The 23,380-nt window shown below is 61.0% G+C and carries 20 protein-coding genes; 11 read left to right on the top strand and 9 right to left on the bottom strand.

Annotated elements, in window-relative coordinates; all coding sequences use genetic code 11:
• Positions 1–60: 60 nt before the first annotated feature.
• Together ACQZ6J_RS20165 and ACQZ6J_RS20160 are read right to left on the bottom strand one after the other, a co-directional pair.
• Positions 61–828 carry a GntR family transcriptional regulator gene (locus tag ACQZ6J_RS20165; RefSeq protein WP_163988837.1) on the bottom strand — a complete coding sequence of 256 codons (768 nt, stop codon included), beginning with the start codon at positions 826–828 and terminating at the stop codon, positions 61–63.
• Positions 828–1,865 carry a Gfo/Idh/MocA family protein gene (locus ACQZ6J_RS20160; protein ID WP_449085346.1) on the bottom strand — a complete coding sequence of 346 codons (1,038 nt, stop codon included), beginning with the start codon at positions 1,863–1,865 and terminating at the stop codon, positions 828–830. Before ACQZ6J_RS20160 ends, ACQZ6J_RS20165 begins: the two co-directional genes overlap by 1 nt.
• A gap of 187 nt (positions 1,866–2,052) precedes the next feature.
• Here ACQZ6J_RS20160 and ACQZ6J_RS20155 point away from each other — a divergent pair, with 187 nt between their 5' ends.
• The 4 genes from ACQZ6J_RS20155 to ACQZ6J_RS20140 all read left to right on the top strand — a co-directional run bounded on the left by ACQZ6J_RS20155 (position 2,053) and on the right by ACQZ6J_RS20140 (position 6,247).
• The gene (locus tag ACQZ6J_RS20155) at positions 2,053–3,318 is read left to right on the top strand and encodes an ABC transporter substrate-binding protein (protein WP_163988841.1); all 1,266 of its coding nucleotides are present in this window, start codon (positions 2,053–2,055) and stop codon (positions 3,316–3,318) included.
• 91 nt (positions 3,319–3,409) lie between these two features.
• Positions 3,410–4,297 (top strand): ABC transporter permease subunit, encoded by an 888-nt coding sequence (locus ACQZ6J_RS20150; protein ID WP_163988843.1) that lies wholly within the window; start codon positions 3,410–3,412, stop codon positions 4,295–4,297.
• 12 nt (positions 4,298–4,309) lie between these two features.
• Positions 4,310–5,194: a carbohydrate ABC transporter permease gene (locus tag ACQZ6J_RS20145; protein ID WP_449085345.1), complete on the top strand. Its 885-nt coding sequence runs from the start codon at positions 4,310–4,312 to the stop codon at positions 5,192–5,194.
• A gap of 45 nt (positions 5,195–5,239) precedes the next feature.
• Positions 5,240–6,247 (top strand): ABC transporter ATP-binding protein, encoded by a 1,008-nt coding sequence (locus ACQZ6J_RS20140; RefSeq protein ID WP_449085344.1) that lies wholly within the window; start codon positions 5,240–5,242, stop codon positions 6,245–6,247.
• A gap of 178 nt (positions 6,248–6,425) precedes the next feature.
• Here the strand turns inward: ACQZ6J_RS20140 and ACQZ6J_RS20135 are convergent, their stop codons facing one another.
• A complete protein-coding gene (locus tag ACQZ6J_RS20135; protein ID WP_449085343.1) occupies positions 6,426–7,715 on the bottom strand; it encodes an ROK family transcriptional regulator in 1,290 nt (429 codons plus the stop codon).
• 13 nt (positions 7,716–7,728) lie between these two features.
• Positions 7,729–7,941, bottom strand: a complete 213-nt coding sequence (locus ACQZ6J_RS20130; RefSeq protein ID WP_449085342.1) for a hypothetical protein — start codon at positions 7,939–7,941, stop codon at positions 7,729–7,731.
• Positions 7,942–8,360: 419 nt separating this feature from the next.
• Here ACQZ6J_RS20130 and ACQZ6J_RS20125 point away from each other — a divergent pair, with 419 nt between their 5' ends.
• The 7 genes from ACQZ6J_RS20125 (at position 8,361) to ACQZ6J_RS20095 (ending at position 16,400) form a co-directional block, all read left to right on the top strand.
• Positions 8,361–9,371, top strand: coding sequence for an ABC transporter ATP-binding protein (locus ACQZ6J_RS20125; RefSeq protein ID WP_449085341.1), 1,011 nt, complete (start codon positions 8,361–8,363; stop codon positions 9,369–9,371).
• Between the two features lie 12 nt (positions 9,372–9,383).
• Positions 9,384–10,256: an ABC transporter permease gene (locus tag ACQZ6J_RS20120; RefSeq protein ID WP_449085340.1), complete on the top strand. Its 873-nt coding sequence runs from the start codon at positions 9,384–9,386 to the stop codon at positions 10,254–10,256.
• Positions 10,253–11,062 carry an ABC transporter permease gene (locus tag ACQZ6J_RS20115; RefSeq protein ID WP_449085339.1) on the top strand — a complete coding sequence of 270 codons (810 nt, stop codon included), beginning with the start codon at positions 10,253–10,255 and terminating at the stop codon, positions 11,060–11,062. Before ACQZ6J_RS20120 ends, ACQZ6J_RS20115 begins: the two co-directional genes overlap by 4 nt.
• 27 nt (positions 11,063–11,089) lie before the next feature.
• Positions 11,090–12,136 (top strand): extracellular solute-binding protein, encoded by a 1,047-nt coding sequence (locus tag ACQZ6J_RS20110; protein WP_449085338.1) that lies wholly within the window; start codon positions 11,090–11,092, stop codon positions 12,134–12,136.
• A gap of 107 nt (positions 12,137–12,243) precedes the next feature.
• Positions 12,244–14,220, top strand: coding sequence for a primary-amine oxidase (locus ACQZ6J_RS20105; RefSeq protein WP_163988861.1), 1,977 nt, complete (start codon positions 12,244–12,246; stop codon positions 14,218–14,220).
• A 55-nt stretch (positions 14,221–14,275) separates the two neighbouring features.
• Complete coding sequence (locus ACQZ6J_RS20100) at positions 14,276–15,061, top strand: copper chaperone (protein ID WP_449085337.1); 786 nt, start codon at positions 14,276–14,278, stop codon at positions 15,059–15,061.
• Positions 15,062–15,182: 121 nt separating this feature from the next.
• Positions 15,183–16,400 carry an MFS transporter gene (locus tag ACQZ6J_RS20095; RefSeq protein WP_449085336.1) on the top strand — a complete coding sequence of 406 codons (1,218 nt, stop codon included), beginning with the start codon at positions 15,183–15,185 and terminating at the stop codon, positions 16,398–16,400.
• A 47-nt stretch (positions 16,401–16,447) separates the two neighbouring features.
• Here ACQZ6J_RS20095 and ACQZ6J_RS20090 read toward each other — a convergent pair whose 3' ends face one another.
• From ACQZ6J_RS20090 to ACQZ6J_RS20070, 5 genes are all read right to left on the bottom strand, one after another.
• Positions 16,448–18,193, bottom strand: coding sequence for a GMC family oxidoreductase (locus tag ACQZ6J_RS20090; protein ID WP_449085335.1), 1,746 nt, complete (start codon positions 18,191–18,193; stop codon positions 16,448–16,450).
• Positions 18,194–18,245: 52 nt separating this feature from the next.
• Positions 18,246–19,394, bottom strand: coding sequence for a substrate-binding domain-containing protein (locus ACQZ6J_RS20085; protein ID WP_449085334.1), 1,149 nt, complete (start codon positions 19,392–19,394; stop codon positions 18,246–18,248).
• A 64-nt stretch (positions 19,395–19,458) separates the two neighbouring features.
• A complete protein-coding gene (locus ACQZ6J_RS20080; protein WP_449085333.1) occupies positions 19,459–20,457 on the bottom strand; it encodes an ABC transporter permease in 999 nt (332 codons plus the stop codon).
• On the bottom strand, positions 20,454–21,443 hold the full coding sequence (locus tag ACQZ6J_RS20075; RefSeq protein ID WP_449085332.1) for an ABC transporter permease: 990 nt from the start codon (positions 21,441–21,443) through the stop codon (positions 20,454–20,456). Before ACQZ6J_RS20075 ends, ACQZ6J_RS20080 begins: the two co-directional genes overlap by 4 nt.
• Positions 21,440–22,999, bottom strand: coding sequence for a sugar ABC transporter ATP-binding protein (locus ACQZ6J_RS20070; protein WP_449085331.1), 1,560 nt, complete (start codon positions 22,997–22,999; stop codon positions 21,440–21,442). Before ACQZ6J_RS20070 ends, ACQZ6J_RS20075 begins: the two co-directional genes overlap by 4 nt.
• Between the last annotated feature and the right edge of the window lie 381 nt (positions 23,000–23,380).

Below are 23,380 nucleotides of genomic sequence, written 5' to 3'. Positions count from 1 at the left end.
TCGTCGATTGTCGTAGGGGCAGGGCTTGCCTGCCGTGGTTTGTTCTTGCTTGTCCGGGCCTCAGACGCCCGCTTTGGAAAGGCGGCTGAAGGAGGTTCTCAGGCGATACCGATCACCGGCATATCGTATGGTCGACGATATCAGGGGTCTGCCCGCAATATCCTCGATGAGTTGATACATGGTGAGGATCGGCATCCCGGCCTCTATTCCCAGGTGTTTTGCAGTTGTCGTATCGGCTCCCTGCGCCTCGATGGTGGATTCCGCCCGACTGAGCTCGATCCCGGCATCGCTCATGATCCGAAAGAGCGAGGCCGTGGTGAAATCGGCCGTGGACAGCTTCAGCTCGCTCAGGGCAGGAAAATAGGAGCTGTCTATGGCGACGGGCACGCCGTCGAGCTTGCGGATGCGCACCAGGTGAAAGAGTTTCGAACCGGGTGCGATCGAAAGTTCTTCCGCCTGGTCGAGCGTTGCCGATGCTTCTTCGGCTCTCAGAACATCCGAGGATGCCTTCAGGCCGAGACGGGCCGCGGTTTCGCTGAAGGACTCCAGCGTTTGCGGAAACTCCTGATGTGCCTCCATCGCCACATACCAGCCCCGACCATGGGAGGACACCAGAACGCCGCTGCTGACCAGGCTCTGCAATGCGCGCCGCAGCGTCACGCGACTGATCGCCAAACGGTCGATCAGGTCGCGTTCCGGCGGCAGGCGGCTGCCGGGCGCCAGCTTTCCTGCCGAGATTTCGCGGGAAATGGCTTTGGCAGCCTGCAGCCACAGCGGCTCGGGAGAATCCGATTGAAGCGGGGCGACCGCGCCGTCCATCTTGACCATCAGCTTATCGTCACCTTTTCCCATACCTTGGTCCGCATCGAACGGTAGCAGGCATCCAGGATACGGTTTACCACCACGCCGTCCTCGAAGGTTTCCAGTGGCCGAGTTCCGGCGGCAAAGCAATCGACAAAATGGCGCATCTGCTGCGAAAACCCGTAGGCGCGCGTCTCTTCCGGCACCGGATAGACCCAACCGGTATCGGCATTCGCCTTTTCCACAAGATAGCCGACCGGCTTCTCGATGAAACCCCATACGGGCCCGACGGAGCTGTCGGTCACGATGCGGCCGGCCGAGCCGACCAGTTCATGGCGCAGTTGCATGCCGCCCTTCTCGATCCAGGAGGATTCGATGGTGGCGAGCTGGCCGCCGGCGAATTTCAAGAGCGCGATCGCGGTATCTTCTCCGGTCGTCTTGTCGGCGTGAGCAAGGGTAGCCCCCCAGGCCATCACTTCGACGACGGGATTGTCCTTGCCGAAGAAATGCCGGGCCGATTCGACCGTATGGCAGCCCATGTCGAGCAACGCGCCGCCGCCGGCCGTTTCCGCATCCCAGAAATGCGGGGCATGCGGCCCGGAATGCGCCTCGCGGGCCCGCATGGTCAGGAGGTCGCCAATGCCGCCGGCCTGCACCATCTGATAGGCCTTGGCGATATTGGGCGAGAAGACCGAGCTTTCGGCATAGCCGTGCCAGACGCCGGCATCGAGCACGACCTTCAGCATCTCCGCGGCTTCCTTTTCGGTGCGCGCAAGCGGCTTGGTGCAGACCACGCCCTTGCCGTGACGCGCAACGGTTCTGACGGCTTCAAGATGAATTTCATTCGGCAGGGCGATGACGACGAGCTGCACGGCAGGGTCGGCACACAGGGCATCCATGTCCTGGTAAGCCGTAACGCCAGGTCCCCATTTCCTCGCAAATTCATCCGCGCGTTCGCCGCTGCGCGAATAGCAGGCGACCAGTTCGCCGTTGCGCACGTCGAGCAATGAATCCGCATAACAATCGCCGATGAAGCCGGACCCCAGCAGGCCAACACCAATCATCAAATCATCCCCCCCAGCATCCGCAGTTCATGAAATACCATATGAGATGATTGAATACCACGTATGACAAAAATTGAAAGAGAAAAAACATCTTGTCACATATTGTATTGAGATGTATCTTCCATCCGTTCGTTGCGGACCGGACAAGGTCGCGCAATCCAAGCTTAAAAAGAGGGGAGAATTTCAGATGCGTTCGAAGCATGCGTGTATCCAGGGCGTGGTGACGTCGCTGGCCGTTGCGCTCATGGCGGGCAGTGCGCTTGCCGCTGATGCGGTGACGATCAAGCTGGGAAGCTGGCGTACGGAAGACATCGCCGTCTGGCAGGACAAGCTGCTGCCGGCGTTCGAAAAGGAACATCCGGAGATCAAGGTCGAATTCGCCCCGATCAATACCAATGAATACAATGCGGCCATCCAGTCGCAGATCGACGCCGGCGCCGGTCCGGATCTGATGACCTGCCGCCCCTTCGACGTCAACCGGGAATGGATCCGCCGCGGCTATTTCGAGCCGCTCAAGGACTTCGCTCCGATCAAGGATTTCAGCGATACGTCGAAGGCCGCCTGGGCCGACGGCAAGGGCGAGCCCTTCTGCCTGCCGATTGCAGCCGTGCTTGCCGGCTTCTACTACAATGTCGATATCTTCAAGGAACTGGGCCTCGAGCCGCCGAAGACGGCGGACGAATTCATCGCAGTTCTTCAGAAGATCAAGGACAATGGCAAGTACACGCCGCTTGCCTACGGCTCGGCCGAATCCTGGCAGCTGGCCTATAACGGCCTTTACAATATCGGTCCTTCCTATTGGAAGGGCGAGGAGGGCCGCCAGGGTCTGATCAACGGCACGAAAAAGCTGACGGATCCGGATTTTGTCGCCGCCTTCAAGGCCTTCGCCGCCTGGCGGCCGTTCATGCCGGACGGTCAGGCCAGCCTTCAATACGCCGACATGACGCAGCTGTTCACGATCGGCCGCGCGGCTATCCTGCCCGACGGGTCATGGAACATCAATCAGGTGACGGCGACCGGCCTCAATGTCGGCGTCTTCGGTCCGCCGACAGCGACAGCCGATGGCAAGCGCTATCTGCAGGAAATGCCCGACATGGCGATCGGCATCAATGCCGCCGGCAAGCACAAGGATGCCGCCAAGGTATTCCTGACCTGGCTTGCCAGCCCCGAATTCCAGGAGCTCTATGTCAACGAAGCTCCCGGCTTCTTCGCCATGGGCTCGAAGCCGGTCACCTACAAGAATGAGTTGGCGCAAAAATTTGCCGACCTGAAGAAGGGAGCCGAGCTTACGCCGCGTCTTGCTCTCGATCGCCTGAGTGCCGGCAACCCGCCGCTCGACGATGAGATCTGGCGCGTGCTGCAGGTTATGATGACCAGCGACAAGCTGACGCCCGATACCGCCACCAGCGAGCTGCAGAAGGGTCTCGACTCCTGGTACAAGCCGCAGAACTAAGTCTCTTGGGCCCGCGTGTCGTCCTTCGCGGGACGGCGTGCGGGCCCTTTTCGTATCTAAGACGTTCATACAGGAATGGGAGGCCTTCCGAGTGATACGCCCAATTACCGCGCGCATCAGCTTGGCGCTGTTCGTTTTGCCGGCGCTGGCGATCTATGTCGCCTTTGCCGTGTTGCCGCTGGCTCTTTCCATCCTGATGAGCTTTTTCGATACCAAAAGCTCAACTGGGCGTGTTTTTGTCGGATTGCAGAATTACTACTATCTGTTCACGCACCCTGTCACGAGCGCCCGGTTCTGGAATGCGCTCCTGAACAATATCGAATATTTCGCCATCCATCTGGTCGTCGAGGTGCCGATCGGCCTGCTGATGGCGGCACTCCTGACATCGGGCCTTTTGCGCCGTTCGGAAGGCGTCTATCGCACGCTCCTCTTCATTCCGGCCACGCTGTCCGTCGTCATTGTCGGCTTCATCTGGCGGCTGATCATCAATCCGCTCTGGGGGCTCGTGCACTTTCCGCTGCTCGGCAATGAAATGACGGCATTGCCGACGATCTCGCTGATGTCGGTCTGGCAATATGTCGGCATTCCGATGATCTTTCTCTACAGTGCCCTGCTTGCCGTCCCCGAGGATATCGTCGAGGCAGCCCGCATCGACGGTGCCAGTAACTGGCGCATCTTCTGGGGCATCAAGTTTCCGCTGATCGCGCCGCAGTTCGGGCTGATCGTCATCCTGACCTACATCTGGACCTTCAACGGCTTCGACCTCGTCTTCGCACTGAACGGCGCAGCACCCGGCCCGAACTACAGCACCGATATTCTCGGAACCCTGTTTTATCGCACCTTCTTCGGATCGAGCGGGCAGGTCGCCGATATCGACCTCGGTGCAACGGTAGCGACGGTCATCTTCCTGATCATTCTCGTCGTGACGGCTGTCTATTTCTGGCTCGTCCAGCGCCGCCTGAAGCCGCATCAGATCTGAGGAGGATCAGGCATGACCATAACATTATCCGATGAGAACGCCGCCCGCACCGCACGCAAAAGCAAGGATGCGCGCGCATGGACCGCAGACCGGATCGTCGTGCACGCGCTGCTGATTTTCTTTGTCCTGCTTGCCATCGGCCCGATCCTGCTCGTCATCATGAACTCGTTCAAGACGACGCCGGCGATCTTCGTCGGCCCCTTCGATCCGCCGACGATCAAGACCTTCGGCATCGATGGATATCTGCGCGTTTTCACGCGGGGCAACTTCCTGCTGAACTATCAGAACAGCCTGATCGTCACCGTCGTCACCATCGCGCTGACAATCGTCACCGCAACGCTGGCCGCCTATGGCCTTGTCGAATACAAGGTGCGGCTAGCACCCGTGCTCGGCGGGTTGTTCATCGTCGGCATCATGCTGCCGATAAGGCTCGGCACCGTGCCGATCCTCGAAATCATGATCTCCTGGAACCTCATCGATACATTGGCGGCATTGATCCTCGTCTATACCGCGATGAGCATCCCGATCGCCGTTACGCTGATGGTCGCCTATTTCCGCACGGTCCCGACCGAGCTGAAGGAAGCAGCGCGCATCGACGGCGCCGGTGAATTCCGCACCTTTCTGATAGCCCTTCCCGTCGTCAAGCCGGGCCTTGCCGCCGTTGCGACGCTGACGATGCTGCCGGTCTGGAACGACCTGTGGTTTCCGCTCGTCCTCGCGCCGAGCAAGAACAATCAAACGGTCACGCTCGGCGTGCAGCAATTCGTCGGCCAGTTTCTGAGCGACTATCCGGCACTGCTGGCGGCGCTGACGCTGGGCGCCGTGCCTTTGATTGTCCTGTACGTGATCTTTTCCCGGCAGTTCATCAAGGGCCTGAGCCAGGGTGTCGGCAAGTAGCATCCCGTATCGTCATCCTCACAAAATTCCGGAATGGAGCACCCCATGGCCGACGTCAAAATCAGCAGTCTCTACAAGCGCTATGGCGCAGTCGAAGTCCTGAAGAACATCAATCTCGAGATCAAATCGGGCGAATTCGTCGCCTTCGTCGGCCCCTCAGGCTGCGGCAAGTCGACCTTGCTGCGCTGCATCTCCGGCCTGGAGCCGATTAGCGACGGAACCCTGGAGATCGGCGGTCGCGTGGTCAACGATATCGGCCCTTCGCAGCGCGGCATCGCCATGGTCTTCCAGTCCTATGCGCTCTATCCGCACAAGACGGTCTACGACAACATGGCCTATTCGCTGCAACTGCAAAAACTGCCGAAGGACCAGATCGACAGGATGGTCATGGCGGCTGCGGAGAAGCTGCAGCTCGTACCCTATCTGAAGCGGTTGCCCAAAGCTCTTTCGGGCGGTCAGCGCCAGCGCGTTGCCATCGGCCGGGCCATCGTGCGCAATCCGAAGGTCTTCCTGTTCGACGAACCTTTGTCCAATCTCGATGCTTCGCTGCGCGTGCAGATGCGCATCGAGATCGCCCAGCTCAACAAGAACCTCTCCGATACGGCCATGATCTACGTCACCCACGATCAGGTCGAGGCCATGACCATGGCGGACAAGATCGTCGTGTTGCGGGATGGCGTGGTGCAGCAGGTCGGCTCGCCGCTGGAGCTTTACGAGAACCCGCAGAACCTCTTCGTCGCCAAGTTCATCGGCTCGCCCGAAATGAACTTCATGACCGGCGAGGATGCCAGGGGCTACCGGGCCGAGACCGTCGGCGTGCGCCCGGAGCATCTCACCATCGATAGCTCGGGAGGCGCGTGGTCGGGTACCGTCATGCATTCGGAAAACCTCGGGTCCGACTCCTACATCTATATCGACATGGGTGGCACAAAGCCGATCATCATCCGTCAGGAGGGCAAGTCGGACTATCGAGCCGGGGAGCGCCTTTCCTTTTCGCCGAAGGCGGATCGATATCACCTCTTCGATGCCGGCGGTCGCCCGCTGACGCATTGAGCGGCCCCGATTTTCCCGCCGCGGGCTGTATGCGGTCCAGCGTGAGAGCTTTTCCGAGTTTTCGCGGCGGCGGCATTCCCATTCTGCACCGGCCTTGATCGGATTCACCCCGTATGGCTGGACACTCCCGGCGAGCAATATTGAAACGCTCTTTGATAATTGGCGCGAATCGAATCGCTCACTGCCAGGCGGAATCAAAGCCAAGGGCGGCGAGTGCGGGATTGGCCGCCATCGGCGTATCGGTCGTGGTCGCCCGCCATGAGGCGCTGGAGGAGCCGGGCAGCATGGCAACTGCGATCGGCAATGCCGCCGCGCCGAGTGCCGGCATTTCGGCGGCATGCTCGGCGGGCATCAGGCGTGGCAGGCTGCTCGCGTGCCGATGGGTCATGGAGGGGAGCAGCGGCGTTGCGGCGGCGATGAGCCCTTCCAGGAGTTCGCCGGGCAGGCCGCCGCCGATGACGATGGTATCGGGGTCGAACATGGCTTCGACGTTGCGGATGGCGATGCGCAGATATTGGCCCGCTTCCTGCTGCCAGGCGAGCAGCCGCGCGTCGCCGGAGCGGTGGCAGGCGACCAGTTCTTCCGCCGGGACCTCGTCCGGCGTGCGGGTTGGCCCGCAAATGGTCTCCGCGGCAGCGTAAAACGACACATATTGCTCCAGGCAGCCGCGGCTGCCGCAGGGGCAAAGTCGTCCGCCGGGCTTGACGATCATGTGGCCGATTTCGCCGGCGCCGCCGAACGCGCCGCGATACGGGTGGCCATCCATGATCAGGCCGCTGCCGATCCCGAGGTTGAAATGCAGGTAGAAGAAGCTGCGCGCGATGCGGCCGATGCCATAAAGGCTCTCGCCAATGGCCGCAACGGTCGCATCGTTTTCGACAAAGGTTTTAACACCGGTCAGCTCTTCCAGCTTTGCCACCAGTGGGAACTTGGTCCATTCGTCCGCTTCCTGCACCTTGTCGTACCAGAAGGTGCCGTTTTCCACCGTCCCCGGCACGCTGCAGCCGATGCCCCAGATTTTATCTCGCCCGACGCCCGAGGTTTTCAGCAACTGATTCGCCAATGAGCCCAGGGCCTCGGCGATCAAATGCGGCTCGCGTTCGACAAGATCGCAATCCTCGCCGGCGACGACCTCACCGGTCAGATCGACCAGCATGCCGGAGAGCCGCCGATAGGCAAGGGACAGGCCGATCGTGTAGCCGCCGGTCGGATCGAGGGATAGTTCGACGGCTGGCTGCCCGCGTTGCCCCACACGCTTGCCCTGTTGCCGGATCAGGCCGGCGACTTCGAGCTCCGAGGCTATGTTGGAAATGGCTTGAACGGTCAGGCCGATCGTTTGCGCCAGCTCCATGCGGGTGATGGGACCGCTGCGGCGTATGGCGTCGAAAACCGCGCGACGGTTCAGCGCCCGGGTCTGTGTGAGATTGGTGCCGGGCATTGCGCCGTCACGGTCCATTGAATTGAGCATGCATGGTCTTTCGTCAAAGCTTTTGTTGCAAGATATTCAAAAAGCGTTTAATTAAAAAGTGTTGTGTTAATGCGTATGCGGATGCCTGCAAGAGGAGCGTCTGGCGGCATCCGGCGATGCTCGAAATGATGTGCGGGTATTCCTGTGCATGATGGCGGGCAGGCGGCGGCGCACGGCGATTGTGAGCGAACGACCGGTGCTCGCCGCCGCCGGGCACAGAAAACAAGCAACAGCGAATCCTGGACGAAGTGGATCTATCCTGACGGCTTCAATGTCTTCGAAAATTAAGTAACGAAATAGTTATATAAAGATCGCGGCACCTGCATTCACCGTCGCTTGACGGCGAGCTGCGATCGTCGTTGAAACGCTATTGCCATGAACTCCCGCAGCCTCCCAAGAGATGCTGCAGCTGGAGGCGTTGCCCTGTTTTCCTTATAAAAATTTCGCGCTAAATCAATAATTTATATCCATATCTTCGCTCGCGCGACAGCTTGCGGCTGGGCCGGGAGCCGCTGAAGCACAGGCTGAAAAATCCAGTGATCTATTTTTGAAAGCAGGAGGCCATACGCCGCTTGACAGACGAATTTTGTCGCTGTTAGCTATTCACCAAATAGTTATTTATAAAAAATATGAGGGGCATGAAGCATGCGGTCTATGATCGACATCGAGGATGTATCAAAGTCCTTCTCGACAAGGGCCGTCGGTCTCGTGACCGCGTTGAACACGATCAACCTTTCGATCCGCGACAATGAGTTTTTCACGCTGCTCGGCCCATCCGGCTGCGGGAAGACGACGTTGCTGCGCCTTATCGGGGGATTTGAAGCGCCGACCACGGGAAAGATCCGGATCGACGACATCGATGCCGCCTCGCTGCCTCCGCAAAAGCGGCCGGTCAACACGGTGTTTCAGAGCTACGCTCTCTTCCCGCATATGACGATTGCCGAGAACGTGGCCTTCGGTCTGGAAATGCGCCGGGTGCCGAAGGCGGAGATCGATCAGCGGGTGCGCGAAGCGCTGAGCATGGTCCGGCTCAACAATTATGCCTCGCGCAGCCCGCGCCAGCTTTCCGGCGGCCAACAGCAGCGTGTCGCGCTGGCAAGGGCGCTTGCTCCGCGCCCCAAGGTGCTGCTGCTCGACGAGCCGCTCTCCGCTCTGGACCTGAAGCTGCGCAAGGAAATGCAATCGGAATTGAAGCGCCTGCAGCGGGAGACCGGCATTACCTTCGTTCTTGTCACGCATGATCAGGAAGAGGCTCTGGCAATGTCCGATCGCATCGCCGTCATGTCGGCGGGCAACGTTTTGCAGGTCGGGGAGCCGAGGGGCATATATGACAATCCGCAAAGCCGTTTCGTGGCGGACTTCATCGGCGAGTCCAATGTCATCCCCGGCGCTGTTCTCGGCCGGGATCCGGCCATCATGGTTGCCGTGCGCCCGGAGCGGATTGTCGTTTCGCCCGCCGCCGGTGCAGGCAAGGGGCGCGCCCGGGGAACCGTAGCCTCGGTCACCTTCCTCGGCCTCGATACGCTCTATGAGGTTGCGCTGGACGGAGGCAGCAAAGTGCGTAGCCGCTGCCGCGATATCGAGCCGCCCCTGACCGCGGGCCAATCCGTCGTTGTCGATTGGCCGAGTGGCGTCGAACGCCACCTGGTTGACTGAGGGAGCGGGCGCATGAACGAAAACCGCAGTTTGGCTCTGATCGCCCCGGCCTTCCTGGTCATCGGCACCTTCATGGTGCTGCCGCTCTGTATCGCCGTCGTCTATTCCTTCATGACCGCCAATCCCTATGGCGGCGTCAGCATGCCGCTGACCTTCGACGCCTATGTGCAATTCCTCTTCCGGCGTGACTTCGACGACAGTCTGATGTTCTCGTGGAGCTATGTGATCATCATCATCCGCTCGATCTACCTGGCGGCGGCAACGACCATCCTCTGCCTGGTGTTTGGCTTGCCTGTTGCCTGGTTTATCGTCTGCCAGTCGCCGGAGCGGCGGCGAATCCTGCTCTTCCTCGTGACGTTGCCTTTCTGGATCAACACGCTGATCCGCACCTATTGCTGGGTGCTGATCCTGCGCGACGAAGGGCTCGCCAACAATTTCCTGAAATCCCTTGGCGTCATTAAGGATCCGCTGCCGCTGCTCTACAACGACGGCTCCATCCTTCTGGGCCTGGTCTATACCTTCCTGCCCTTCATGATCTTGCCCGTCTATTCGACACTGGAGCGCATCGACCCCCGGCTCATCGAGGTCGCCTATGATCTCTACGCCAACCGATATGCGGTCTTCCGTCGGGTGATCTGGCCGCTGGCCAAGCCCGGTGCGCTGGTCGGCGCAAGTATCGTCTTCGCGCCGGCCCTCGGTTCGTTCCTCGCGCCCGATCTGCTCGGGGGCGGCAAGAAGCTGCTGATCGGCAGCCTCGTGCAGATGCAGTTCACCACGTCGCGCAACTGGCCCTTCGGAGCGGCGCTGTCGATCGTCGTGACGGCCGGTGTCCTGCTGATTTTCCTCGCCCGCTCACGCAAGGTACCGGAGGAAGGCCGCTCATGAGAACCGCAAGACCTTTCGACTGGCGTTATACGCCCGGGCTGTCCGCCTTCACGGCGATCGTCATGCTGTTCTTTTATGCGCCATTGCTGATCCTGGTGGTTTACTCCTTCAATGCCAACCAGTTGGTGACGGTCTGGAGTGGTTTCAGCGTCCATTGGTTCGTCGATGTCTCCGCCAATGCCGATATTCGCCGCGCCGCGGTCAACAGTATCGTGATTGCCATTGCCGCGACCATCGCCTCGACCCTGATTGCGACGGCTGGGGCGCTGGCGCTCGAACGCGGCAAGCTGAGGCATGGCCGGGCGACGGTAACGGCGATGATCGCGCTGCCCTTGATCGTGCCGGAGATCATCGTGGCGATCATGACTTTGATCTTCTTCTCGATGCTCGGCATGCATAACGGTCTCGTCAACCTCATCATCGCCCATACGGTTTTCTGCATTCCGTTTGCGCTGCTTCCCGTGCAGGCGCGCCTGCGCGACATGGGAGCCACGCTCGAGGAGGCGGCGCGCGACCTCTATGCCAGCGAATGGCAGCTGTTCCGGCGTGTGACACTGCCCTTGCTGATGCCGGCGATCTCGGCAGGCGCCTTGATGGCGTTCGTCGTGTCGCTGGACGATTTCCTGATCAGCCTGATGGTGTCCGGAGCCGGCTCCACGACGCTGCCCGTCTATGTCTACGGCATGATGCGGCTCGGCGTGACGCCGGAGGTCAATGCCATCTCCACCATTCTGCTTGTCGTCTCGCTGGTTTTCGTAACGGCGTCGCTGCTGCTCGGGCGACGAAGCCAGACGGCAGAACAATAATCTCCATAAAACAACAGAGAGGGAACCATGACCAAATTGAAGAAAATGCTCTTGAGCACCGGGCTGCTGGCAAGTCTCGCCTGCGCCATGCCGCATGCGGCCTTCGCCGATGCGGGCGTGCTGCATATCTACAATTGGACGGATTACACGTCCGACGAGATGATCAAGAAATTCGAGGCCGAAACCGGCATCAAGGTCACGATCGACACCTATGATTCCAACGAGACCGCGCTTGCGAAGATCAGTTCCGGGGCTTCCGGCTACGACGTGATGATCATCAGCAACGATTTCGTGCCGATTTTCGTCAATCAGGGACTGTTGCAGGATGTCGGCGTGGCCTCCATGCCGAACTTCAAGAATCTGGCGCCCAAGTGGCAGAAGCGCCCATGGGATGTCGATGCCAAATATTCGGTCCCGTGGGTGTGGGGAACGACATCCTATTCTGTGGACACGGCCATCTACAAAGGGCCGACCGACAGCCTGAAGGCACTCTTCGAGCCTTCCGACGATCTGAAGGGCAAGATCGGCATGTTCGGCTCGCCGAGCGAGGTCATGTCGCTGGCGCTGCTCTACATGGGCAAGGAGCAATGCAACACCAATCCGGCCGACTTGAAGCAGCTGGATGCGTTGCTGCAGGCACAGAAGCCCTTCGTCAAGGTCTATAACTCGGACGGGACCACCGAACGCCAGGTCTCCGGCGAAACGGTCATGCATGAGCAATGGTCCGGCAAGGCGCTGGCCGCGCGCCAGCAGAAATCGACCATCAAATATGTCTTCCCCAAAGAAGGGGCGATCGGCTGGATGGACAACGTCGCTGTTCCCAAGGGAGCACCCGATCTGGAAAACGCCAAGAAGTTTCTGAACTTCCTGATGGATCCGGAAAACATCGCGCTGCAGCAGAAGTCGACCGGCTACCAGAGCGCGGTTACCGGATCGAATAAATTTCTGCCACCGGACGTCGGCAACTCGCCGGAATTCAACCCTCCCGCTGATCTCAAGATCGTCTTTGCACCGTCCTGCCCGGAAAAGGCGACACGCGCCTACGACCGGATCTGGACGGACTTGCGTCAGTAATTACAGCCCATCGACAGGCCGCAAGACGCGGCCTGTCGATGAACACGAACCGCGACGGATGGCCGTTCAGCCGGGCGCCGCCGCACAATAACAGGGAACAGAGTACCATGAACCAGACCGTTCACCCCGCCACGGCGAAAGCCGGCGTTGCTGCACCGCCGCCGCCAACCTACCTCCAGGCTCTTTCGCCGCTGACAGCGGATGAAATCCGTGTGGTTGCCGGTGTGATCAAGGCAGATCCGGAACTCGGTCCGGACGCGCTTTTCGAGAATATCGATCTTCGCGAGCCGACGCCGGCGGAATATCGCGCCCATGTCGAGGGCAAAACCCTGCCGCGCCAGGCGCGCGTCAACGTCAATCATCTGGATCGGCCCGGTGTCTGGCAGCTGATCGTCTCGCTCGCCGATAAGGCGATCGTCAGCCGCAAGCATTTCCCGACGGCGCGCGCCGGCTTCATGGTCGAGCAGATGCTGAGCGTCGAAGTCAACGTCAAGAACGATCCGCGCTTCATCGAAGCCTGCCGCAAGCGCGGGATCGACGACATGACCGGTGTCATCGTCGATTCCTGGTCCGGCGGCAATTTCGGTCACAAGGACGAGGAAGGGCGGCTGATCTCGCATACCTTTTCCTGGCTGCGCGTTCACGAATTCGGAAACTACTATGCGCATCCGATCGAGGGCCTGAATGCCGTCATCGATGTCAAGACCGGCGAGGTTTTGCGCGTTGACGATTATCCCGATCATCCGCCGATCCCGATGACCCGCTATGACTACGATCCAGAATTCTTGCCCGCTCCGGCAGCCCCGCTGAAGACGCTCAATGTCGTGCAGCCGGAGGGTGTGAGCTTCACCATGGACGGTCATGCCATTTCCTGGGACAAATGGACGCTTGCCATCGGCTTCACGCCCCGCGAAGGGCTGGTGCTGCACGATATCCGCTATGATGGCCGCTCGGTCGTCCGCCGGGCGGCGATCACCGAACTCGTCGTGCCCTATGGTTCGCCGCTTTACGGGCATGCGCGCCAGAACATTTTCGATGTCGGCGAATATGGTTTCGGCAAGCTCACCAATTCGCTGAAGCTCGGCTGCGACTGCCTCGGCACCATTCACTATCTCGACGCCGAGGTGAACGGCATCAAGGGAGAGGCCGTCACCATCGAAAAGGCCGTGTGCATCCATGAAGAGGATGCGGGCATTCTCTGGAAACACTGGGATTTCCGTACCGGCCGCACCGTGCTCAAGCGCGGCCGTAAGCTGGTGATTTCCTCGATCTGCACCGTCGGCAACTACGAATATGCGCAATATTGGTATCTGGATTTGGCCGGCGAGATCGAATTCGAGATGAAGGCGACCGGCATCGTCAACACCAATGCCTGCCATCCCGGTCAGCCCGACAAATATTCGACGGAGATCCAGCCGGGGCTCGGCGCGCCGATCCACCAGCATATCTTCTGCGCTCGCCTCGACATGGCCGTCGACGGCTCGGGCAACAGCGTCGTCGAGACCAATTCGTTCATGGAGCCGACAAGTGATACGAACCCTTACGGCAATGCCTTTCATGCCGAGGATACCGTGCTGAAGACCGAGCTTGGCGCTGCCCGCAGGGCGGACCTTTCCACCCATCGCGGTTGGAAGGTGGTCAATCCCAACAAGCTCAACCATGTCGGCAAGCCGGTGGGATACAAGCTGCACGCGCCCAATTGCGTCACTCCGATGATCCAGGAGGACGGCGCTTCCGGCGTACGCTCGAATTTCATCCGCAATCACATCTGGGTCACGCCCTTCGACGAGAACGAGCGGTATCCGGCCGGCGAGTTCGTCGCGAATTCGGATGGTTCGGGTGGTCTCGCCGAGATCGTCAAGCAGGATCGTCCGGTCGAGAACACCGATATCGTGCTCTGGCATTCGTTCGGCCTGCATCATGTCGTCCGGCCGGAGGATTTTCCGGTGCAGCCTTGCATATCCTGCGGCTTCTCGCTGGCGCCTGTGGGCTTTTTCGACATGAACCCGTCGAACAATCTGCCCGATACTGTCAACAATGCGAGCGTCCTTGCCGCGGACGGCTCGAAAGGATGCTGCTGCTGATCTCCTCAAATAAGGCAGCAGCTCACATGGCGGCTTCGCGCGTCGAAGCCGCCATGTGCCTGACATCAAGTTGCGGGCGATGCTTGTGATGCACACGACGACCATGTTTCGCGATGCGCGGATGCAGGCGATCCTCCTCGGGATCGCTCTTGCAAGTACGCTTTGCTGGGGGCTGCTTGCGACGACGATGCCGATGGAAGGCACTCTCATCTGCGACAGCAATGGCATCGCGTCGACCATACCCGCCTGGAGTGCCGGCCGGGCATCCGGCTTGCTCGCCATGTGGGGCATCATGACGCCGGCCATGATGCTTCCCGGCGCGGCCTTCGCAATCATGCAGGCGGCCTGGGAGCATCGCGGCGACCGAAAGGTCTATGCGACTGCCACATGCTTCGCAGCCGGCTATCTCCTGATCGTGCTCACCGGCGGCCTTCTCGCCGCGCTGGCGCAATGGGCGCTCGAGTCCACCGGTACGGTGATCGGCTGGACGACGATGGCCGACCCGCTGCCGAGCGGCCTTCTGCTCGTGGCTGCCGGACTTCATCAATTGTCTCCCCTCAGACGCACGTCGAAGCCGCTTTGCGGGATTTTGGCGGGCGGGGACGATGGTGATCCGGTTGCGATCGTCAAAGGCTTGCGACACGGCCGCTCTCGCTTCGGCTGCTGCGCCGGCATGATCTGCCTGCAATTTGCCGGTGGCGCGATGAACCTCGGCTGGATGGCGTTCCTGACCGTGTGGATGTCGGCCGAAGCAGTGTTGCCGTGGAAAAAGCACGTCGCGGTACTGGCGGGGACAACCTTGCTCGTGGCGGGTGGGCTCTGTTTGGGAGCCGCGTCCTGATCCGTGTCATATTCGTGCAACGCATCTCCTTTTGGCTTTCCGATTGCCTGGGTGGCAGCGCGAAAACCGCTTCGCATTTTCTTGAGGTCGTGCTCATGTCGTCGCAGCTTTGGAGATCATCATGCAAAATGAAGCAACGCTTGCGGCCGACAATATAGATCAGGAGCCGACCCCTGCCTTTGTCACCCTGGTGGCGATTGCCACAGGCGCCCTTGTCGCAAACCTCTATTATGCGCAACCCCTGGTCGCTTCCATCGGTGCGGAGCTTGGCATCAGCGACCGTCTCGCAGGTTCGATCACCGGCATCACGCAGATAGGTTACGGCGCGGGCCTTTTCCTGCTCGTTTCGCTCGCCGACATCGTGGAAAACAGGCGGCTGGTGCTGACGACGCTGTCGCTCACCATCGTGGCGCTGGTCGCTGCGGCGGTTTCCACGGTCGCTGTTCCCTTCCTCATCGCATCCTTCGTCGTCGGGGTCTGTTCCACCGGCGCGCAGGTGCTGATCCCCTTCGTGTCGCATCTGGTTCCGGCGGAGCGGCGTGGCCGCACCGTCGGCAATATCATGGCCGGGCTTCTGACCGGCATCATGCTGGCGCGGCCCGCCTCGCTCTTCATCGCCGCAAGCTTCGGATGGCGTGCCGTCTTCTGGTGCTCGGCCGTGCTCATGGTGCTGATTCTCGTCGCGCTCGTGCGGGTGATGCCGAAGCATCCGGCGAAAGGCAGCATGCATTACGGCAAGATCCTCAGCTCGATGGCGGGACTTTGGATGACGATACCGGCTTTGCGTTGGCGCGCTGCCTTCCAATTTCTGATGTTTGCCGCCTTCAATATGTTCTGGACCGCAGCGCCGCTGATGCTTGGCGAGCAGCTCGGCCTCAGCCAGCGTGCCATCGGATTTTTCGCGCTTGCAGGGGCAGGCGGCGCGCTTTCGGCGCCGCTGGCCGGACGCCTTGCCGATCGGGGGCATTCCAGAATGGTAACGCTCGGCTCGATGCTGCTGGTCGGTGTCGGCTTTCTGGCGACCGGCTGGGCCGCCGCGATCCCGACCGTGGTCGGCCTGGCAATCCTCGCATTCCTCATCGATGCCGGCGTGCAGGGCAATCAGGTCGTCAGCCAGCGCATCATCTTCTCAGCGGCCGGGCAGGAAAACCGCGGACGCATCAACGCGCTCTACATGACCGTGACCTTCATCGGTGGGGCGCTCGGTTCCCTTCTCGGGACCGTGACCTATCAATGGGGCGGATGGACCGCCTCGGCCGTGGCGGGCGGCGCGCTCGGCCTGGCGCTGGTCATTCTCTTCGCTCTGCAGCAGGCAACGGAAAGCCGCCATCCGGCGTAACGGCCGGGTGGCGAAGGCATCTGCTCCGGCCAGGGATTATACCGTGCTCATGCAGAAGGAGAGGATGCACGCGCCTGCGTTACGGCCGCCTGGCGAGCGGCCTTGATGTCGTCGGCGATCTTCTCGGCCATCATGATGACGGGCGTATTCGTGTTGGCGCGCGGGATCGTCGGCATCAATGACGCATCGCAGATGCGCAAGCCGGCGATACCATAGACTTCGCCGCTACCGCTCGTTACGGCAAGCGGATCCCCCTCCGCACCCATCTTGCAGGTTCCAGAAGCATGCCAGACGCCGCCGACGGCGCCGCTCACGAAGGCCGTCAGCGCCTTGTCGTCGGCAAGCAGGTCCTTCATCTTGATGCCAAGCGTCACCACCGAATGGATGAGCCAGGGACGCAGCGCGTAGGAATGATCGAGCATGGCGCCGAACAGCCCGCGCTGGATCTGGTTGGCCATGCCCGGACCGGCAAGCTTTGCCACGCGCGGCGAATAGCTGGTTGGAAATACCGTGCCACGATGGCCGTCCATATGGCTGTCGAGCAGCGTTTCGGCGCCAAGGCGGAAGGCCGATTTCAGCCGTTCGAGATCGCGTTCGTCGGACAGCATGCGAAAGTCGACCAGCGGCTCCTCGCGGGCATCGGTGCTTTTCAATTGCACATGCCCGCGCGAATAGGCCTTGTTGACCCAGATGAACAGCGTCCCGACGCGCTGGCCGACGCTATGCCAGCCGGAGCGGGCGATGATGGCGGCGTGCATATCTCCTTCCGGCGTGCCCTTCAGGCCCGAAGAGAAGCGAAGGATGGCGTGATCATGGTGCTCATCGAGATCCCGCAGCCGCGATTGCGGCGGCAGGTATGTCGAAACGGCGGTCGAGGGGTGTTCCATGAGATTGCTGCCGATGCCCGCCTTTTCGACGGCGACGGCGATACCGAGCTTGGTCAACTGTTCGCCCGGTCCGATGCCGCTGCGCATCAGCAATGCAGGCGTATGGATGGCGCCGCAGCTGACGATGGTTTCGTTGGCAAGAAAGATCTCGGTCTTCGAGCGGTCCCTTGCATCGGAAATGACGGCGCCGGTCACACGCTTTCCGTCCAGCAGGAGTTTGTCGGCGAACCGGTCGGTTAGGATGCGCAGATTGGGACGCTTCCTGACCTCGGGAGAGAGGTAGGCGACGGAGGTCGGCACGCGTTCGCCCTTGTCGCTGACGGCGATTGCGCCGACATAGATCCCGTCCTTCCACTCGCCATTCTGATCGGGCCGGCGTTGATGACCGCGAGCGGCCATGGTGTCGATGACGCTCTTGACGAAGGGCGACATCTTGGCTGGCGTGATGCGGCGGATCGGGATCGGGCCGTCCTGGCCGTGATAGTCGTCACTGAAATCGAAATCGTGCTCCAGCTTGCGGAAATAGGGCAGGGCCGTTTCCCAGGACCATCCCTTGGCGCCTTCTGCTCCCCACTCGTCGTAGTCGCCCGGTGCGCCGCGGTTGGCAACCATGGCGTTGACGGCGGAACCGCCGCCAAGCACGCGGCCCTGTTCATAGCGGCGGGGGCTCCGGCCGGCAGTCTCACCCTTGGGAGCGCCGATATAGGCCTTCAAGTCCGCCCATATATTGCCTTCGTCGATATAGGCGCGTCCGGGATAGCGGCTGCGGATATTGTCGGGAAGGTTGCCGGCCGCAATATTGCGACCGGCTTCGACGAGAACGACCTGCACGCCGGGATTTTCGGAAAGGCGGGCGGCCAGAACGCAGCCTGCGCTGCCGCCACCGAGAATGAGATAATCGATCATGAAATGCGTCCTATGATTATCGGCATGAATGGTCGTTTGGGTATTTCAACAGTCAGCGCTTGCCGCCGAAGCGTTCCGGATAACCCGGCAGGTCTTCGCAGCCGCAAAGCGCGTAATGCAGCGGCGGCATTTTCAGGTTCACGTACTGGTCGAGGTTCTCATTGGTGATGACAGGTTGCGGCAGCACCCATTTCGGTCCGGGAACCTGCTTGCCGTCCAGGATCTTCACCGCCGCCTGCAGCGCCGTGCGCCACTGATAGGCCGGGTAGGTCGGAGCGACGCCCTTGAAGCCCGTGTTCTTCCATTTCTGCAGATAGTCTTCCTGGTCTTCGCCGGTTATGATCGGGTAGGGCTGCCCCGCATCCTCAAAGGCTTCCGCAACGGCGACGGACATGGCGCCGAGATCGACCCATACCGCATCGATCTGCCCGAAGCGGCTCAGATAATCGGAAACGACCGCCTTGGTCTTGGCATTGTCGCCGCCGGTAAATTCGCTGCCAACCGGCGTGATGCCTGCCTCCTTGAAGATGCGCATGGCGGCATCGGAGCGGGTTTCGAACAGATCGACGCCGGGTGCCGTGCGCAGCATGAGCACCTTGCCGCCCTTCGGCAGGTTTTCGGCGATATAGCGCGCGCCGGCGATGCCCCAGGCATTGCCGCCAATGCTGCTGATCGACGTAACCGGGCAGGTCGTATTGACGCTGCGGTCGAAGACCACCACCGGCATGCTCTTGCAGGCTTCTTCGACGACAGGCGTCAGCGCATCCGATGTGGTGGGCGAAACGATCAACGCGTCGCACTGACCGCCATTGATGAAGGCCTTGATGTCGGAGATCTGCTTGTCGTCGCTGTCCTTGGCGTCCGAATATTGCAGGGAGGCGATGGAGCTCTTTTCGGCATCTGCCTCCGCCTGCATGACCTTCCAGCCGACGACGCGCCACGGGTTGCTGACGCTTGCGTTGGAGAAGCACAGCTTATGCGGGCCGGCCTTCTTGTACTTGGACGTATCGACGAGACCGCCGCCGATATATTGCTCCCATGGCTTGTCGGCGGGTCCGGTCGGCGTCACCTTCAACAGCGCCTGTTCGGCGGTAAAGGCGTCGTCTGCCATCGCCGGCGGCGCGAAAAGAGCGACCGATGCCGAAAGAAGGCAAAGGCTGACGGCTATGGATAAAGGCTGCCTTGCGTGAATTGCTTTCATGTTTCCCTCCCAATGTTGGACCGGCATGGGCCGGTACGGCGTCCTCTCCCAAGGAGCGCAATTTTCAATTCGTCATTTGTCTGCGTGATGTTATCGCGGCGGCAACGATCAGAATGATGCCTTGCACCGCTACTCGCATCGGCTCGGGAAAGCCGATGAGATTGAGGAATGTAAACAGGGCGTAAAGCGACAGGGCGCCGCAGGCCGCCCCGAAGATGCTGCCGCGCCCGCCGAGCAGAACAATGCCGCCGATAACCGCTGCCGACGTCCCTTGCAGCTCGAGGCCGGTGCCGACGTCGACGGAAACGCCCGAGAAACCGCCAAGCAGGATACCGGCCACGACGGCCGCCAGCGACGAGATCACGAAAGCGGCGAAACGGATCATGCGCACCGGCGCGCCGGACAGTTCGGCGGCGCGCGGGTTGTCGCCGATCATCGTCAGCAATTTGCCGTATTGCGTCGAATGCAACAGGAATGCGAGCAGGGCGACGACGGCAAGCAGGACAATGACCGCGACAGGAAGGCCGCCGATGATGGGCACCGGGCGAATGACCATGCGCCCGAACATGCGCAGATTGTCCGGCAGATACCCCTGCGGCGCGCCACCGGACCACATCATCGCCGCGCCTTTGACGGAGAGCAGCGCTCCGAGCGTCGCGATGATGGACGGAACCTTAAGGTAGGATACGACAAAGCCGTTGACCGCTCCGACAAGAAGGCCGAGAGCGAAGGCAATCCCGATGGCCTCAGTCGTCAGCGCAGCATCACCACCGGTAATCAGCGCGCAGGCAATGACGACGAGCGTCACGAGGGAGCCCTGTGCGAGGTCGAAGCCGCCGGATATCAGCACGAAAGCCTGGCCGCAGGTGAGAATGACAAGCGGCGCGGCGCGCTGCAGCAGGCTCATCATGCCTGCCGGAGTGCGGTAGAGCGGACTGAGGATCGCGATGCCCACGAGCAGCACCAGAAGCATGATCAGGGCGGGATTGACCCGCCGTATGGAGGCCAGCATGGGATATCGTCCCTGTGGAATGTTGAGCCTGGCAGAGAGGGACGACATCATGCGATATGCCCCTTCTGGCGGACGCTGTGATAGGCGACGGCGAGGACGACGACGGCGCCGCGCAGCACCTGCCCGAGGAACGGATCGATCTGCAGCATGTTGAAGACGGCATCGATGGTGGCAAAAAGAAAAACGCCGGCAAGCGTTCCGCTGATGCCGCCCTTGCCGCCGGCAAGCAGCGTGCCGCCGATAACGACGACTGCGATGGAATCGAGACCGTAGCCGCCATTGGCGCCGACCCATGGCGTGGCTGTTCCAAGGCGGCTCGCGAGATATAGGCCGGTGGCGGCGGCACACGCTCCCGATACGATATGCGCGGCCAGAACCACCCGGTCGGTGCGAATGCCTGCGAGACGCGCGCTGATGGGGTTGCCGCCGACGCTATAGATGCGGGCACCGGCGACCGTGCGGCGAAGGATGAAGGCGGCGATGATGCCGATGGCCGCCAGCAACAGCAGTGCGTAGGGCACGCCGCCGATCGAGTCGTAGGCCAGCGCCCGGTATCCCGTCGGCGCCGTCGCCTGCATCGTTCCGTAGCTTGTCGTCAGAATGCCCTGAAGGATAAGGCCCGTGCCGAGCGTTGCAATCAGCGGATTGACCTTCAAAAGTGTCACAAGCAGGCCGTTTACGCAGCCGACAACGACGCCGACCAGAATAGCGGCAAGGATGCCGAGCCAGATCAGCGACGGATCCCCTTGCATGACGAAGGCGGCGACGATGGCGCCGAGACTGATCAGATGCGCCAGCGAAAGATCGATGGAGCCGACGATGATGACGAAGGTCTGGCCTATCGACACGACGCCGAGCGCGACCATGCGCTGAAGCAGCCCCATGATCCCGTCCCAGCTCAATTGCGCGATCTGGCCGGTCATGGACGCGACGATGCCATAGGCAAGGGCTGAACCGATGACGAGAACGAAGGGCAGGGCCGAGCCTGGCGTGGTGGGCCTTCTCGCCCTGGTGCTTTCGATGGGAATATCCGTCATGCCGTCTCTCTCGATCGGCCCGGCACTGACCGGTGCGACAGGACCGCGTGTTTCATGATGTCTTCCTCACTGGCTCCGGCGGGGCATTCCGCGGCGATGCGGCCTTCGCTCATCACCACGATGCGGTCGCTGAGGCCGATCACCTCGGCAAGATCGGAGCTGACGACCAGAACGCTGCCGCCGGCGTCTGCAAAGACCCGCAGGATTGAGTAGATGGTCGATCTGGCGCCGACATCGACCCCTCGCGTGGGCTCGCACAAAACCCAGAGCCGAGGGTTGACGGCAAGCCATCGTGCGACGACGACCTTCTGCTGATTTCCGCCCGAGAGGCTGCCCACGGGCATCGCGTGGTTGGCGGCCCGAACGTCAAGCTGGCGCAACAGCGCGTCGAGCGCGGGCGCGGCGCAGCCACCGTTCGACGCAAGCGATAGAGCCGGTGACAAAGCCCGCCTGGTCAAGGCTGCGTTCTCACGCAGCGATTGACGAAGGCCTAGCCCTTCCGTTTTCCGGTCGTCCGGGACGTAAGCGATTTTTCGGCGCGTACCCTCGCGCGGGCTCGCGACCGCGCCCCCGCCATCCCAGTAGCGAACGGTCCCGGCATCGAAGGGCTCGTCGCCGACGATCGCGCGTGCGAGTGCCATCTTGCCCGATCCTTCAAGTCCGGCGACGCCGACGATTTCTCCCGCTTTCAAGGTCAGCGTTATGTCATGAAGATAGCGGTTCCTTCCGCCGGCGACGGTGAAAATCTCGTCATCGAAAGCTCGATCCGAACGCGGAGGAAAGAGGGTCCCGATCTCGCGACCGACCATCAGGCGGACGATCGCATCGGAGTCGGTTTCGCCTCGCGATAGATCGCCGACGAGCCGCCCGTCCTTGACGACGCAAATGCGATCGGCCAGCGCGAAGACTTCCGCCATCCTGTGCGAAATATAGAGGATGGCGGTGCCTTCGCGCCGCAGCTCCTCGATCAATTGGAATAGTTTCGCCGCCTCGGCAGTGTCGAGAGCCGCCGTCGGCTCGTCGAAAACCAGGATGCTGGCGTTCAGCGTCAACGCCTTGGCGATTTCCACGATCTGCTGGTCGGCGATAGGCAACGTGCCGGCGTGGACATCGGGGTCTATGGTCGACTGGAGGCGCGCGAGCACGCGCGCCGCCGCCCCGCGCATCTGCTTGTGATCGACAATGCCAAACCGCGTCGGTTCGCGCCCCAGAAATATGTTCTGCGCCACGGTGCGATGAGGCAGGAGGCTCAATTCTTGGTGAATGATGGCAACGCCTTCGCGCTGGCTGTCGAGCGGACGCTTGAAATGCACGGGACGTCCGTCGATGCGGATATCCCCTCCATCCGGTCGATAGAAGCCTGCGAGAACTTTCATGAGCGTGGACTTGCCTGCGCCGTTCTCTCCGCAGATCGCCAGAACTTCGCCCGCACGGCAGGTCATCGAGATGCCGTCAAGGACCGTGACGGCGCCAAAACGCTTTGAAATCTCTCGCATATCCAGGCGCAACGGAAAGCCTGTCTCTCCTTGCGCGCCTGTATTGGCAGTCCTCTCCATCCCGCGCTTCCTCCAAAGCACAAATCATCACTTGCAGCTTCCTCCGAAACTGCATCACCAAAACCCGCAAATCTTGTAACCGATCGGTTACTAGAATGCATAGGGCTCGGCGAGCTGTCAAGTAGTGTGACAGCCGCTCTGCTCGCGACGAAGCCGGATGGCGCGACAGTGCCTATGCAGCCGAGAGTAGTGGTGGTAAGGAAAACTGGGGTGAGGTGCGGCTATATGAGAAAGATCTCAAAAACGTTGATCGGGATTCAGCATGCAGGGTGTCGTCCTGCTCGTTGACAGCGTTGCTCAGCCATGTCAGTTATGTAACTATATAGTTATTTACGGGAGGAAGAACTCATGGCGACAAGGCCGATCGGCATCATCATGCAC

It is taken from the genome of Rhizobium sp. A37_96, from assembly GCF_053521765.1.
This window is presented reverse-complemented; position numbering and strand designations above follow the sequence as displayed.